Origin of the sequence: Kitasatospora sp. NPDC059646, from assembly GCF_042734615.1 — a bacterium.
GTDB lineage: Bacteria > Actinomycetota > Actinomycetes > Streptomycetales > Streptomycetaceae > Kitasatospora.
In genome coordinates this window covers 1-15,344 of record NZ_JBHWDS010000056.1, presented here as the reverse complement: position 1 = coordinate 15,344, position 15,344 = coordinate 1, and the positions used below count along the sequence as shown (strand labels likewise).

General features: G+C 75.1%; 9 protein-coding genes. 7 read left to right on the top strand and 2 right to left on the bottom strand.

Annotation, left to right across the window (positions count from 1 at the left end; genetic code table 11):
* Positions 1-45 precede the first annotated feature (45 nt).
* Positions 46-990 carry a GlxA family transcriptional regulator gene (locus tag ACFV1L_RS30065; RefSeq protein WP_380371737.1) on the bottom strand — a complete coding sequence of 315 codons (945 nt, stop codon included), beginning with the start codon at positions 988-990 and terminating at the stop codon, positions 46-48.
* Between the two features lie 203 nt (positions 991-1,193).
* Between ACFV1L_RS30065 and ACFV1L_RS30060 the strand changes: the two genes are divergently transcribed.
* From ACFV1L_RS30060 to ACFV1L_RS30030, 7 genes are all read left to right on the top strand, one after another.
* Positions 1,194-2,111, top strand: coding sequence for an NAD-dependent epimerase/dehydratase family protein (locus ACFV1L_RS30060; protein WP_380371735.1), 918 nt, complete (start codon positions 1,194-1,196; stop codon positions 2,109-2,111).
* A gap of 218 nt (positions 2,112-2,329) precedes the next feature.
* Positions 2,330-3,019 carry an ArsR/SmtB family transcription factor gene (locus ACFV1L_RS30055; RefSeq protein ID WP_380371732.1) on the top strand — a complete coding sequence of 230 codons (690 nt, stop codon included), beginning with the start codon at positions 2,330-2,332 and terminating at the stop codon, positions 3,017-3,019.
* Positions 3,020-3,386: 367 nt separating this feature from the next.
* On the top strand, positions 3,387-3,770 hold the full coding sequence (locus ACFV1L_RS30050) for a hypothetical protein (RefSeq protein WP_380371730.1): 384 nt from the start codon (positions 3,387-3,389) through the stop codon (positions 3,768-3,770).
* A 218-nt stretch (positions 3,771-3,988) separates the two neighbouring features.
* Complete coding sequence (locus tag ACFV1L_RS30045; protein ID WP_380371727.1) at positions 3,989-9,124, top strand: toxin glutamine deamidase domain-containing protein; 5,136 nt, start codon at positions 3,989-3,991, stop codon at positions 9,122-9,124.
* Positions 9,125-9,154: 30 nt separating this feature from the next.
* Entirely contained in the window at positions 9,155-11,278 is a 2,124-nt protein-coding gene (locus ACFV1L_RS30040; protein WP_380371724.1) for an SUKH-4 family immunity protein, read from the top strand.
* Between the two features lie 36 nt (positions 11,279-11,314).
* Positions 11,315-13,150 carry an ATP-binding protein gene (locus ACFV1L_RS30035; RefSeq protein WP_380371722.1) on the top strand — a complete coding sequence of 612 codons (1,836 nt, stop codon included), beginning with the start codon at positions 11,315-11,317 and terminating at the stop codon, positions 13,148-13,150.
* 58 nt (positions 13,151-13,208) lie between these two features.
* Positions 13,209-14,501, top strand: a complete 1,293-nt coding sequence (locus tag ACFV1L_RS30030) for an SUKH-4 family immunity protein (RefSeq protein WP_380371719.1) — start codon at positions 13,209-13,211, stop codon at positions 14,499-14,501.
* Between the two features lie 7 nt (positions 14,502-14,508).
* Here the strand turns inward: ACFV1L_RS30030 and ACFV1L_RS30025 are convergent, their stop codons facing one another.
* Positions 14,509-15,207 (bottom strand): DUF6193 family natural product biosynthesis protein, encoded by a 699-nt coding sequence (locus tag ACFV1L_RS30025; protein WP_380371716.1) that lies wholly within the window; start codon positions 15,205-15,207, stop codon positions 14,509-14,511.
* Positions 15,208-15,344 lie beyond the last annotated feature (137 nt).

The window sequence follows — 15,344 nt, the reverse complement described above, 5'->3', positions numbered from 1 at the left end:
GCCGAGCGCTCCGCTGAGCGTCCCGGCCCGGTCGGCCGGCGACCGTCACCGCCGCCGGGCGAAGGAACTGCGGTAGGCGGCCGGGCTCATCCCGATCCGGCGGTTCAGGTGCTGGCGCAGCGACTCGGCCGAGCCCAGGCCGCTGCGGTCGGCAACCTGGTCGACCGTCAACTCCGTGGTCTCCAGTAGCTCACGGGCCCTCAGCAGCCGCTGCTGGAGCAGCCATTCGAACGGGGTCACCCCCGTCTCGGCCGCGAAACGGCGGGTCAGCGTCCGCACGCTGACCCGCGCCCGGTCGGCCAGCTCGGGCAGCGAGATCGGCCGGTCCAGGTGCTGCAGGGCCCAACTGCGGGCCGCGTCCAACGGCGAGCCGGTCCGGGCCGGCAGCGGGGTCCGCACGAACTGCGCCTGCCCGCCGTGCCGGACCGGGGTCACCACCGCGGCCCGGGCCGCCGCGTTGGCCGCCGCCGCCCCGTAGTCCGAGTCGATCAGGTACAGGCACAGATCCAGGCCCGCCGCCGAACCCGCGCCCGTGACGATCCGCCCGTCCTCCGCGAACAGCCGGTCCGCGTCCACCCGCACCGCCGGGAACGCGCGCCGGAACTCCTCGGCCAGCGCCCAGTGCGTGGTCGCCGTCCGGCCGTCCAGCAGTCCCGCCTGCGCCAGGACGAACGCGCCGCTGCAGATCGACGCGATGCGCTTGCCCGCCGCGGCCGCCGCCCGCAGGGCGTCCAGCGCGGCCGGGTCCGCAGCGTACCGGCTGGCGGTCGAGGGCACGATCACCGTGTCCGCCGCCGCCACCACCTCCAGCCCGCGGTCCACCACCACCCCGATGCCACCGGATGCCGCGAGCGTCCCGGGCACGGCCGTGCACACCGTCACCTGGTAGCCCGGACGGCCACCCGACTCGACCGCTTCGAGCAGCACCGACGGCATGGACAGGTCGAACGGCTTGACCGGCGGCACGGCCAGAACGGCAACACGGTGCATGGCTGGATCCTTGGGGATCGTGGCTATCGGGCCACTGACCCTACCCCGCGGACGGCAGGCAGAGTAGGGCGAGCGGTGGGGCCCCGCGCACCAACTCACCCTGCACACCCCAGCCTTGATCAGCTCGTGCGGCGCGACCGGCCCGCCCGGAACGGCCGGCTCGCACAGCCTGATCAGCTCTCACGGAGAACGGAGCCGGCACCATGGCCGAAACCGTCGTCACATCTGTCGTCATCGGGGCAGGCGCGACCGGCGTCGCCGCCGCCAGGCAACTCGCCGACCGCGGACAGTACGTCCGTCTCGTCACGCGCAGCGGCAGCGGACCCGAGCACCCCCGCATCGAACGGGTCGCCCTCGACGCGGGCCGCACCGAGGACCTCGCCGCGGCACTCACCGGCGCCCGCACCGTCGTCAACGCCGCCATGACGCCCTATCACACCTGGCCGGAGACCCTGCCGCCGCTGTTCGCGTCGATCCTCGCCGCCACCGAACGGGCCGGCGCCGACTACGTGATGCTCGGCAACCACTACGCCTACCGGCAGACCACCGAGCCGGTCACCGAACGCACCCCGCTCGACCCGCACACGCGCAAGGGCCGCGTCCGCGCCGCACTGTGGCGGCAGGCCGAGACCGCCCACCGGGAAGGCCGGCTGCGGGTCGCCGAGGTACGGGCCGGCCAGTACCTCGGACCCGGCGCGGTCTCGGCGTTCACCCTGCTCGTCGCACCGCGCGTCCTGGCGGGCGAACTCGCCCTCCTCCACGGCGACCCCGACGCGGAGCACTCCTTCTCCGCCACCGAGGACGCCGCGGCCGCCCTGGTCGCGGTCGCCGGCGGCGACGAGCGGGCCTGGGGACGGGCCTGGAACGCGCCGGTCATCACCACCACGCCGCGCCACGCCGCCGAAGTGCTCGCCGAGCTGCACGGCGCGCCCGAACCGCGGCTGGAACCGCTGACCGAACGGGACTTGACGCTGCTGTCGCTCACCGAGCCGCTGTGGCGGGAGTTCATCGAGATGAGCTACATGTCCGACCTCCCGTTCCGGGTGGACGACGGCGACATCCGCGACACCTTCGGCCTCAAGCCGTCGAGCCTGCGGGAGGTGCTGGCCGCCACCGCGTGAGCCGCCACCGCGTGAGCTGCCGCCGCGCGGGCCGCTGCCACGCGGGCCGCTGCCGCGCGGGTCGCCGCCCGGCCGGACCGCCCTGCACACCGCAGAGGGCGGTCCGGCCGCCCGCGGGGGCACCGGACCGGGGCGCCCCTTGGAGACGTGCGCCGGAGCGGGGCGGGTGCGGAGTAGGCTCCATTCCATAGATTTGTCGAGAAAGGGGTGCCGCAGGCATGGCGGACCGGGCCGCGAAGACCGAGCTGTACGAGGCGTTCGCCGCCACCGGCAAGGCCCTCTCCAGCGGGAAACGGCTCGAACTGCTCGACCTGCTGGCCCAGGGCGAACGCACCGTCGACGCGTTGGCCAAGGCCGCCGGCCTCAACCTCACCACGGCCTCCGCGCACCTCCAGACCCTCAAGCAGACCGGCCTGGTCGCCACTCGGCGCGACGGCGTCCGGATCCACTACCGGCTGGCCGGCGACGACGTCGCCCACCTGCTCGACCTGCTGCGGCGGGTCGCCGAACGCCACCAGGCCGCCGTGGCCCCCGCCCGCACCGCGTACCTCGGATCCGACGCCCCCCACGCCCCCGACGAGGAGCACGCCGTCAGTCGCGAGGACCTGCTCGCCCGGATCGCCGCCGGCCGGGCCGTCGCCCTCGACGTCCGCCCCGCGGAGGAGTACGCCGCCGGACACATCCCCGGCGCGCTCTCCATCCCCGTCGACGAACTCGCCGACCGCATCGGCGAACTCCCCGAGCACACCGAGGTGGTCGTCTACTGCCGCGGCGCGTTCTGCGCCCTCGCCTACGACGCCGTCCGGCTGCTCACCGCGCGCGGTCGGCGGGCGATCCGGTTGGACGACGGAATGCTGGAGTGGCGACTGGCCGATCTGCCGGTGGACGCGGGCGGGGCAGCTGCCTGACGGACCGTCAGCTGTACGACGCGTGGCCCGATCGTGAAGGACTTGTGGTCGCGTGGTGGTGATTCGGGGTCGGCGGGGGAGGGGATGGAAGGGCGACCCGCCGGCGCACCGCCGGCTCCGATCGCGGACGCCGGGCCCTGGCCGGCCCTTGGCCGGGCCGATCGTCCGCCGTCGGCCGCAACCGCCCGGCGGTGGAGGAGAGGTGACAGGTTTTTGCGCAGTCGGTAGGGGACGTGGCTCGGCAATGAATTCGGGTCCTATGATGCAGTGAGCACAATGGACCCACGGCTGTCGGAACCGGCCCGGGGGTCCGGAACTACGGGGCCGGCCGTGCGAACGACCCCGGCGGTCCGAGACGGGGGCGGGCATGTCGCAGCAGATCGTGGTGGATCCGGAGAGCCTCCGGACCGAGGGCAGGAACATGTCCGCCGTCGGGCAGGACTTCCTCGCCGCCCTGCAGACCCTCTCCGGCCGGCTCGAAAGCCTCGAACAGGGCGACACGCCCCCGTGGGGCGACGACGACCTCGGCGAGAAGTTCGGCATCGTCTACGAAGGCCTGCGCGACGGCATGAAGGAGTCGATGGACTCCCTCGGCACCCGCATCGGCGAGATCGGCGAGAAGCTGCAGGGCATGGCCACCAGCCACGAGTCCAACGAGAGCCGGACCGAGGGCGACCTGCACACCCTCGAAGCCCGCGAGGGCGAGGTCGGCAGCCAGGTCCGGGCGCTGTACCGGCCGCGAGGCTACTGAGCAACCGGCCGCCGGGCCACTGGCCCGGGTCGCCGCGAGGCGCGGTCGGCGGCGCTGTCGATCTCCGCGCCGCCGGTCCCATCCATGACGGCCAGTCCGTCCCGATAGTTCGTTCGTTTCGTTCGTTCCGACGGCCTGTCCGGTCGTTTCCGTGAGGCGCAGGGGGTTTTGGCGAAGTGTCGCTGATGTTGCCGGACAGTGTCGAGTGGGTCCTGGAGATGCTCGGCTTCGACTGGCCGACCGCCGACGAGGACAAACTCCGGGAATCCGCCCAGGTCTGGCGGGACTTCGCCGACCAGGTCGAGGAACTCCACTACCGGGGCGCGAGCGCCGCGAACAACGTGCTGTCCTCCAACTCCGGTGACAGCATCGACGCGTTCGGCAAGACCTGGGAGAAGTTCTCCGGCGGCGGCTCGGACGGCTACCTCGCCGACGCCGCGATGGCCTCCCGGCTGATCGCCGCCGCGTTCGAGGCGGCGGCCGTCATCGTGGTCACCTGCAAGGTCGCCGTCATCGCGCAACTCGTCGCACTGGCCGTCGAACTGATCGCCGCGCAGGCCGCCGCGCCGTTCACCCTCGGACTCTCCGAACTCGGTGCGGCCGGTGCGACCACCGCCACCAAGATGATCGTCCGACGCCTCCTGAAGGAACTCCGGGAAGCGCTGATGGAAGCGATCATGGAGACCCTGAAGGAACCGGCCGTCTCGGCGATCCAGGGCATGATCAGCGACCTGATCGCCCAGACCGTCAACCAGGGCTTCGGCGCGCAGAACGGCTACGACCTGGGCCGCACCGCGAAGCGCGGCGCAGAGGACTTCGTCGACGCCGCGAAGAACTCCGGCCAGACCTTCACCGAGTCCCTCCGCGACGGCCTCGGCGCGAAGGCCGGCGGCCACGCCCGCAGCGGCATCGACCACGCGGCCGGACGCGGCGACTCCTCCTCCGGCGAGCACGGCTCCGGTGACTCCGGCTCCGGGGGCGACCGTTCCGGGGGCGGGGAGTCGTCGAGCGGGGCGGGATCGGGATCGGGATCGGGGGCCGGATCCGGGTCGGGCTCGGGTTCGGGTTCGGGTTCCGGTGGCTCGGGTTCGGGTTCGGGTTCGAGCGGTGGCGGCGGTACGGCGTCGGCGACCGGTCACGGGAACTCGTCGTCCGGCGGCGGGAGTTCGACCGGCGGTTCGTCGCAGCACGGCGGGAGCGGCGAAGGCCCGACCCTCAGCGGATCAGGGTCCTCCGGCAGCGGGGCGGACCACGCGTCGAACGGTGGCAACCAGTCGACCACGGCGCCCCGCCCGCGCCCCGAGAGCACCTCCGGCCCGGCGCTCGACCCCTTCGGCACCCGGGTCGGCCCCGACCACGCCAACACCCCCGCCCCGTCCAACGACGGGCCGACGCGGAGCGGCGCGGACAACACCAATTCGCCCGGCCACAACGGCGGTTCGGGTTCGGTGGCGCCGTCACCGTCGCACGACGGCCCGACGCGGACGGGTGCTGACGGCACCGCTGCGCCGGGGGCCGACGCGGGTCGTCCGGCTGGGCAGGATGGTTCGTCGCATCGGACGGAGCCGGATGGCGGTCGGCCGGCGGGACACGACGGCCAAGCGCACCGGACGGAGCCGGATGCGGGTCGTCCCGTTGGGCATGACGGTCCGTCGCATCGTTCGGAGCTGGATGCGGGTCGGCCGGCGGGGCACGAGAGCCAAGCGCACCGGACGGAGCCGGATGCGGGTCGTCCCGTTGGGCAGGATGGTTCGTCGCATCGTTCGGAGCCGGATGGCGGTCGTCCTGTCGGGCATGACGGTCCGTCGCATCGTTCGGAGCCGGATGCGGGTCGTCCGGCTGGGCAGGATGGTTCGTCGCATCGTTCGGAGCCGGATGCGGGTCGGCCGGCGGGGCAGGATGGTTCGTCGCATCGTTCGGAGCCGGATGCTGGTCGGCCGGCGGGGCACGAGGGCCAAGTGCACCGGACCGAGCCGGATGCGGGTCGGCCGGCGGGGCAGGATGGTTCGTCGCATCGGACGGAGCCGGATGCCGGTCGGCCGATCGGACATGACGGTCCGGCGCGTGGGCCTGAGCACCAGCCTCGGCCCGGGGAGGGGCATCAGCCGCCGCGAGTGGACGGCGGGAGCCCCGCGCCTGGGTCCGTGCATGGTGGTGACGGGTCGTCGGGTCCGTCGCACGGGGCGGATCCGGGGCGTTCGAACGACGTGCCCGGGCAGCGGCACGGTGAGACGCCGCACCATGAGCGGGCCGGGGTCGCGCCGGGTGAGCCGGGTCCGTCGGGCGGGACGCCCGGGCCGCGGCACGAGCCCGGTACGGACGGTTCGCAGCAGGGGAGTTCCGGCACCGACATGCGGCCGCCGGTAGGCGCGCCCGTCTCGGCCGGCGGCGCGCCCCCGTTCCGGGGCGACTCGCGGACCGGGGACTCCGACTCCGCGCCGCACACCCAGGTACCGCCGCGACTGGACGTGGCCGGCCTCGGCGGCACCGCCACCGCGCCGCCGCCGCACGCCGGCACCGATCAGCGGCCGGGTCCGACGTCCGGTCCGGACGGCACCACCGGTCCCGTCGGCGGGACGGGAGTCCCCGGTGGCGGCATGCCGATGGGCGGCGGCGCGATGCCGACCGGCGGCACCGGATCCGCGCCGGGAGGCGGGCGTCCGACGTCCGGACCGAGTTCCACCACCCCGACGGTGCCGGGCCCCGGCTCGTCCCGGCAGGGGCAACAGTCGGACGGGAACTCCACGTTCACCCCGCGGCCGGCCGCGAACCGTCCCGACCCGCGAGCCGCGTTCGGTCAGCGCACGAACCCCGACACCGCCCGCCCCGGCGGCGGACGCCCGGACACGGCCCGGCCGGACACCGGCCACCCCACGGGCAGCCGACCGGATTCGGCGCGCCCGGACGGAAACCGTCCTGACGCTGCGCGTCCCGACGGTGGTCGCCCTGACACCACGCGCCCGGACGGCGGCCGTCCCGATTCGGCGCGCCCTGACGGCGGTCGTCCTGACGCTGCGCGTCCCGACACGAATCGTCCTGAGACGGGTCGTCCCGACGCCGCGCGCCCGGACGGAAACCGTCCTGACACCACGCGCCCGGACGGCGGCCGTCCCGATTCGGCGCGCCCTGACGGCGGTCGTCCTGACGCTGCGCGTCCCGACACGGGTCGTCCTGACACCGCGCGCCCGGACGGAAACCGTCCCGACGGTGGTCGTCCTGACGCTGCGCGTCCTGACGCTGCGCGTCCTGACGCTGCGCGTCCCGACGGAGACCGTCCCGACAGTGAGCACCGTCCGGACGGGAGCCGTCCCGACGGGGGTCGGCCTGAGGCTGATCACACGTCCGACTCGCCGCGTCCCGACACGGACGGCTCGCACGCGGACTCGAACGACGGCGACGGAACGCACGGCGACGGCAAGCACGCTGACGGGCCGTCGGGGCACGGCGACTCCTCGCCCGGAGGGCTCGCGGACAGTCGGCCGTACGACACGCCCGGCGGGTTGGACCGGCCGGATCCGCAGCACCAGGCGGACCTGGAGAGCCGGGTGCCGCGGAATCCGGACGGGACGCCGCAGCGGCATCCGGACCCGAACGGGGACTGGCCGGGGGCGGTCAACGGCGACGGGCACCGGGCGCCGGGGCGGGACAACAACTGCCTCGACGTGGCGCTGTCGACCGCGGACACGTACAGCGGGAACCCGACGGCGGCCGCGCCGCGCAGCGACGGCGGCCCGGAGGGCGAGCGGGGTGGCCGGGACCGGGCGGAGAACCAACTCGGCGCGCCGTTCCGGGACATGGGCAACGGCGACCCGGCGTTCAAGCGGATCGAGGACCAGCTGCGGGACAGCGGGCACGGTTCGCAGGCGGTGATCATCACGCAGGACGCCAACGGGCGCGCCCACGCGTGGAACGTCGTCAACCACGACGGCAAGATCACCTACCTGGACAACCAGACCGGCCGGCGCAGCGACAAGCCGCTGCACAACGGTGACCACGGCGTCTTCGCGATCACCCTGGACCCGGACCGCCGCCCGACCGGCACCGACCACAGGCCGAGCGGTGCCGACCACGCGGGCCCGGACCGCGGCGGTTCCGAGCGGCGGCCCGAGGACCCGGCCGGCAAGCACAAGGCCGAGGACGACCCCGAGGACGGCGCGGCCAAGAAGAAGAGCAAGCACGACGACGGAGACGGGAACGCCGAGGCGGGGCCGTCCTCGACGAGCGACGACAAGTCCAAGCCGAAGACCGACAAGGAGATCATCGAGGAGCGGCGGGCGAACGACCCCGAGCACCCGATCCACGAGGACGCGCGCAAGGACGAGAACCTCCCCCCGAAGGAGACTCCGGACGACAAGATCTACGGCATCTCGCAGGACGAGAACCAGAAGCCGCTGCGCGACGCCAACCCCGTCCGCGCCGTCGACATGAACCGGGTCAACCAGCGGCTGGACGCGTGGGCGGCCAGCGGCGAGCTCGGGCACGTGCTGGACAGCAGCAAGGCCGGCAACCCGAAGACGTTCCACCGGGCGGACCTGGAGAACGCGCTGACCGGCTTCAAGGACATGAACCCGGGCGAGCAGGGCGCCGCCGTCGCGGCCATGGGCCGGATGAGCGACGAGTTCCACAAGAACCACGGCGTGGGCGCCAGCCCCGAGTCGATGCCGTACCCGTACAACGCCGACCCGCGGGTGGCGGGCACCGGGAAGGGCGAGGCCGACCCGATCAGCCGCGGCGCCGCCGACCACGCCACGTCCAAGGGCGAGGAGGGACTCAAGCTGTCCCCCGACCTCAAGGACGTCCGCAAGGAGGTCAGGGAGGCGTTCGAGAAGCGCAGCATCAAGGGCGCGGCGGAGGTCGCCGCCCACCGCCCCGACCTGAGCGCACGCAACTACGCGGTGATCGAGGTGTACGACCCCAAGACGAAGCAGGTCAGTTTCGTCGTGGACAACTCGGTGCCGCCCAGCGGCCCGCGCGCCGGGATCACGCCGCTGCACTCCGAGACGCACCTCGGCACGTGGATGGACCACCTGAAGGCCACCCGCGACCCGAAGGACCAGCCGGAGGTGCTGAGCCTGTACACCGAGCGCGAGCCCTGCGGCAGCAAGAAAACCCAAGGTCACGCGGACTGCTCCGGGTACTTGGCGCGCGAACACACCGGCGTGCCGGTCTACTATGCGACCGGGTACCGCAAGGGCCCCGGGTCCGATGTGAAGCCGGGCGTGGGCCAGCTGACGCCGAAGCAGGAAATGGACCGGGACTTCGGCAACCACGTCGCCAAGGTCGGCCGGGTCTGGCTGGCGATGGAGAAGAAGCGCATGGCCGACGCCGCCACGGCGATGGACACGGGCGAGTGAGCACGAGCGAGTGAGTGAGGGAGTGGCCGGATGACCGGGCGCGACGAAGCGGCGGTGGCGGCGGCGATCGGTGCCGCCACCGAGCGGCTGGCGGATGGCAGGCGGGGTCGGCTCTACGTGACCGGCCCGGCCGGAAGCGGTCGCAGCGCGGTGCTCGCCGGCATCGCCGAGGCCCGCCCGGAGGCGATCCTGATCGACGCCGCCGGGCGCACCGCCGAGTCGGTGGTGCAGGAACTGATCGACCGCACCGGCCTGTTGAGCGAGCGCGGCTACGGCACCCTGAACGACCTGCGGCGCGCCATGCGCAACGACCGGGCCGCCCGCACGGTGCTGCTCGCCAACACCCAGCTGGCCGGATCACTGGCCTGCGGCGGCGGGGCCGACCGGGTCCGGGCCGTCGGCGACGCCATCGGCATCGCCGCGGAGGAGGGCGCGCTGCAACTGGTCGTCGAGCAGCCGCAGCCGCCCGAGCGGTCCGCCGCCGAGCCCACCGCGTACGGGCTGGACGTGCTGCACCTGCCCACCGGCCAGGGCCCGGAGGAGCTCGCGGCACTGACCGCGGCCGTCCCCGAGCGGACGCTCGCCGCGCTGCGGGTGCTGGCCGACGCCCAGCTGCGCCGGGTGCCCGTCGCCGCCTGGGCCGAGCTGTGCCGGGCCGCCGGGCTCGACCTCACGGAGGCCGAACTGGCGGCCGTCACCGCCGAGCCGCTGGTGCGCGAGCCGGACGGCACGGTCGGCTTCGACCGGCCCGCCCTGGTCGAGGAGCTGCGCCGGCCGGCCGCCGAAACCGCCGCGTTCCACGACCGGATGACGGACCGTCTGCTGGCAGCGGACCTGACCGAGCCGTGGGCGGCCCGCTCGCTGCCCGGGCACGCCGCCGCGGCCGGGCGCTTCGACGAGCTGCTCGCCGACGCCCGGGCCCTCGCACACGTCCCGCAGGACGTGCTGACCGAGGGCTTCTACGCCGCCTACAGCGACGTCGACGGGTTCCGCCACGGCACCCACGCCGCCGCCCTGCACTACCTGGAGGGCTACGGCCTGACCGGGGCGCCGCACGGCGAATGGGTCGCCTGGCTCGCCCACGACGCCCACACCCGCGGCCAGTTCGACCGCGCCGAGACGCTGGCCGCCGCCTGCCCCGAGCCGCTCACGTTCCGCACCGTGTGGTCGCGCTGGAGCCCCGTCGGCGCGTTCACCCCCCGCACCGGCCCCTGGCACACCGAGGAGATCGACCGGGTGTACCCCGCCGAGCTCCAGGGCAGGCCCGTCGTCGTCACCGAGGACGAGGACGAGAACGGCTACGTCAGCGACGCCGCCACCGGGGAGCTGCTCGGCGAGGCGAACGACGAACTGGAGCCCGGCACGGCCACCCTGACGGTCCGTGCCCGCACCGAGTACGCCATCGTCCTCGACGGCCCGGACGGCGCCCCGCTCGGCCTGTTCCACCACCCCGACGCGGACACCGCCGGCGCGGTCGGCGACCTGCTGGTGCTCGCCGGGCCGCGCGGCGCCTACGCCGTCCGACCCGACGTCAAACTGCTCCGCGACGCCCCCGAGCACCGCCTGGTCCCGCTGGTCGGCGGCTTCGGCTGGCAACTGCCCCGCCGCTACGACCCCGCCGAGACGCCCGACCTCCGCCAGCTGCTCGAACAGGCCTTCGGCGCCGGGCAGTTGAGGCGGATCGAGAACGTCCCGGACGGCATCACGCACCGGCCGACCCGCGAACTGCTCGCCACCGTCGGCCTGCCCGCCGTCGACAGCCGCACCGGCTACTGGCTCACCCCCGACGAGGGCCTGCCCGCCCGCCCCTGGCCCGAGGGCGTCGAACCGGCCGGCACCGGGCCGTTCCACCTGCTCGGCGGCTGGGTCGGAGCCGACCTGGTGCTCGACGGCTCCAACGGCCGGGTGCTGCGGGCGCGGCCGGCGAACTGGCCCGCCGACACCCCGCCGAGCGAGCCGCTGATCGGCAGCAGCCTGGAGAGCTTCCTCACCATGATCGGCGTGCTGACCCAGTACCTGACGGTCTACTGGACCGGTGCCGCCGACAGCTACGACCTGCTCACCGAACTTCGCACCCGGATCGCCGGGATCGACCCCGACGCCGCCGCCACCGACAGCTGGCAGTACGTCCTCGAACCCGACACCTGGGCCTGACCCCCGCCGCCCCCGCCCCCGACCGGAGAGACCCACGTGACCGACACCACCGCCGCCCACCAGCCCCACCCGCACCTCGGCGGGCGGGCGGCAGCGCTGCGCACCCTGGCGGCCTGGCGGGCCGGCACGGCCGACGTCCCGCGCACGGTGCTGATCACCGGAGACAGCGGCAGCGGCCGCACCCGGCTGCTGACCGCCTTCCTGATGCTCTGCGACCCGGGCCACCGCGCCGCCATCGACACCGCCGCCCTCGACCCGGCCACCGTCCCGCCCGCCGACCTGCCCGCACCCCCCGTCTTCGACGCCACCGGCGTCACGGCCGTCCAGCTCCGCTGGCTGCTCGCCGACCTGTTCGCCCCCGGCACCGACCGGGCCGACCGGCTCCCCGCCGTGCTCGCCGGACTCGGCGCCGACGGGCAGCCGCAGACCGTGGTGATCGCCGACACCGACCGGGCCGGGCTGCTCCCCGACACCGACGAGACCTCCCGGATCACCGGCGAGGTCCTGCTGCCGCTCGCCCTCAACCCCGGCGTGCGGCTGCTCGCCGACCTGCCCCGGGCCGAAGCCGAACGGCTCGCCAAGGACGTCCCCGACGGACAGCTGCTGGTCCTCGACCTCGACCAGGACCCGTGGCGCGACCCCGACGCCCTGCTCCGGCAGGCCGAACTCGCCGTCGCCGAACCCACCGCGGCCCGCCAACTCGCCGCCGTCGCCGGCACCCCGCTGGTCGTCCAACTGGCCGGCTGGTCGCTCAAGGCCCGCCCCACCGGCCTGCTGCCGCTGCCCCGCAGCGCCGGCGACGCCCTCGACCTGCACGCCGAACGCTGCGGCAGCGACGAACTGACGCTCCGCCGGCTGCTCGCCCCGCTCGCCCTCGCCGGCCCCGGCGAACCCCTCCCGCTCGACCTGTGGGCCCCCGTCGCCTCCGCCGTCGCCGGCAAGGACCTCGGCCCCGTCCTCGCCGCCGGCCGCGACCTGCTGCTGCCGTTCTTCGACCTGGTCGCCGACGACGACCGGCCGCCCGGCGTCCGCATCGTCCACCCCGCCGTCGCCGACGAGATCCGCGAACGCCTCGGCCGGACCGCCCGCGAGGTCCACCGCCGGATCGCCACCGCCCTGCTCGCCACCCTCGACGGCGACCGGCCCGCCCGCTGGGCCGCCGCCGCGCCCTACGTCCGCGAACAGCTCGCCGGACACGCCCTCCACGGCGGCCTGCTCGACCAACTCCTCACCGACCCCGGCTTCCTGCTGCACGCCGAACAGGACCGGCTGCGCGCCGCCGTCGACCGGCTCGCCGCCGAAGGCGCCGAACTGCCGCCGCTCGGCCGCACCTGGCTGCGCCTGGCCCCGCTGTTCACCCGGCAGGAACTCGGCATCGAACTGCGCGCCGCGCTGCTCGACCACGCCGCCCGACTGGACGGCCTGCCCGGCATCGACACCACCGGGCTGGATGTGCCGTGGCGCACCCTGTGGGCCCGGCCGCTCACCGGCGTCGGCGCCGTCACCGCCGCCGTCCGCCCCGACGGCAGCCACCTGCTGGTCGCCCACCGACCCGGCCAGGAACCGGAGTTGGCGGCCCACGACGCCCGCACCGGCGAGCCGGACCACACCGCGCCGGAACAGCTCGCCCGCCCCGACGACGGCCAGCGCGCCGCCGGCGCCCTCGGCCTCAGCACCGGCAGCGACTACGTCCGGCTCTGGCAGCGCCACCCCGACGGCACCGTCACCGGGCCGATCGCCGCGTTCCTCTCCGACGGACCGCTGGCCGGCGCCGACCTCACCCCCGACGGCCTGCTGCTGATCGCCGACGCGCACGGCATCGCCGCGCTCCAGCCGGTGCTGCCCGAGGCCCCGCAGCCGACCGGCCACTGACCGGCGACCGTCGACTACTGTGAACACCGACCAACCGGCCCCGAAGGAGAACGAGCGCGTGACGACCCGTGAGCAGGCCATCGAGGCGGCCCACCAGTGGATCAACGGTGCCCGGCCCGAGGACCAGTGGCACCGGATCGGCGTGCACGAGTTCGACCTCGGCTGGGTGCTGTGGCCGATCCCCGACGCCGAAGCCGACCGGCCCGTCGGCGAACGCCGCGCGCCCGCCGAGATCGGCACCGCCTGCGCCGTCGTCGACCGGGAGACCGGCGAACTCACCCACTGGCCCTCCGTGCCCGTCGACGAGGTCGTCCAGCTCTACCGCGACAAGCTCGGCGCCGGAACCCACGACCCGTCCCGCCCGCCGGTGACCGGCCCCGGCAACTCCGCCGTCCTCACCTACCGGGACGCCGACGGCGAGCAGCAGAGCCTGTTCCAGCTCTCCGGCCCCGGCCTCGGCCACCCCGAGGTCCGCGCCTGGCGCACCCTCCAGCAGCAGGGCGTCCGGCCCGAGGACGTGCTGTCCGTCTACACCGACCTGCGGCCCTGCGAACTGCCCGGCGGCTACTGCGCGCCCGTGCTGCTCGCCGAACTCCCCACCGCCACCTTCGACTACGGCCACGACTACGGTCCGCGCTACGACCGCCGGGCGGCCGCCGTGCGCGCCCTCACCGACGCCACCGAGGAGACCTTCCGCCGGGCCGGCCGCCCCGCCCCGCCCCGGCCCAACCGGATCCCGTTCCCGCGCGCCGTGCCCGCCGCCGCCCCCGAGAGCGACCGCGAACTCGGCACCCGGCTGGCGGCCCAGTTCGGCGCCGAGCGGATCGTCCGCGTCCAGGACGACACCCCTGCCGCGCTGCCCGCCACCACCGCCGCGACCCTCGCCGAAGCCGGACTGCCCGCCGACGTCCCCGGGTTCTTCCACCACCTGCCCGGCCTGCCCGACGTCGCCGAGCACCTGGCCGCCACCGGCCGCGGCGCCCGCGTCCCCGAACGGACCCGCGCCGTGCTCGCCGACTACCGGGTGCTCGGCGACGACGGCCGCGCGCTGGTCGCCGTCCAGTGCGGCGACGGCGGCACCGGCACCGGGGCGGGCGTCGGCCGGATCTGGGCCGTCGACCCCGACACCGGCTCCGGCCGCTACCTCAACACCGGCCTCGCCGCCTACCTGCGCTGCCTGTCCCTGCTCGCCGCCCGCCACCCCGCGCTGCGCGGCCTCGACCCGCAGGCCGCCGGCCTCGCCGTCGAGGCCTTCCAGCGCGAACTGGCCGCGCTGGACGGCACGGTGTTCGGCGACCCGGAGAACTGGTGGGCCGTCGTGGTCGAACAGCTCTGGGACGGCCTGCTCTGACGTTCCGTCAGCAGCCGGGCGGCAGGCCGGCCACCGCGAGGGCGACCGCCTGCTCCGCGGTGGCGACCTCGACCGGCTCCCCGTCCCGCTGACGGACCAGGAACGCGCCGTCGTTCAGCGGGCAGACGGCCGGGCCGACCCGGTGGAACGGGAACCGGGGGACGGTGGAGAACCACAGCGTGTGGTGGCTGGTCACCGGCGTCAGCCGGCGCAGCCGGGGCTCGGCGAACGCCGCCCGGAACATCGCCCGGTAGCCCGGCGGGTACGGGTGGGGTTCGTGCAGCTCCAGGTGGCCCAGCTGCTGCCGCCAGGCCAGTTCGACCTCGTCCAGCGGCGCGCGCTCGTGCGCGAACGCCCAGTCGTGGACGGTCAGGAACGGCGCGGCGGCGCGCAGGGCGGCCAGGTCGGCGCCGGCCAGCCAGGTCGCCACGGCGCGCACCGCCGCCGTCAGGTCGGGCGCGTGGCCGTGGACCAGGGCGACGTCGCCGCGGTGCAGCGAGAGGGCCGGACCCGCGTCCGGCACCAACGTGCGGATCCACGCCGCGTCGGCGGTCCCGGCGTCGCGGAACAGGGCGGAGAACCGGCCGAGCTGCTCGGGCGCGGGCAGCGGCAGTCCGAGGCCGGCGGCGGAGCGGGCGAGTTCGGCGCCGAAGGCGGCGGCGGCCTCCCGCTCGGCGGCTGCGGGGTCGGTGCGTTCGTCGGTCATGGCGCGCAGTGTAGGGCGCGGCCCGGTCGCGGCGCGCAGGACGGGGTGCGCGGCAACGGGCCGAGGGGCGGGGCCGGGGGGGGGCCCCCCCCCCCGCGGCGGCGGGGTGTGGGGGGGGTGGGGTCACGGGGGGGTGT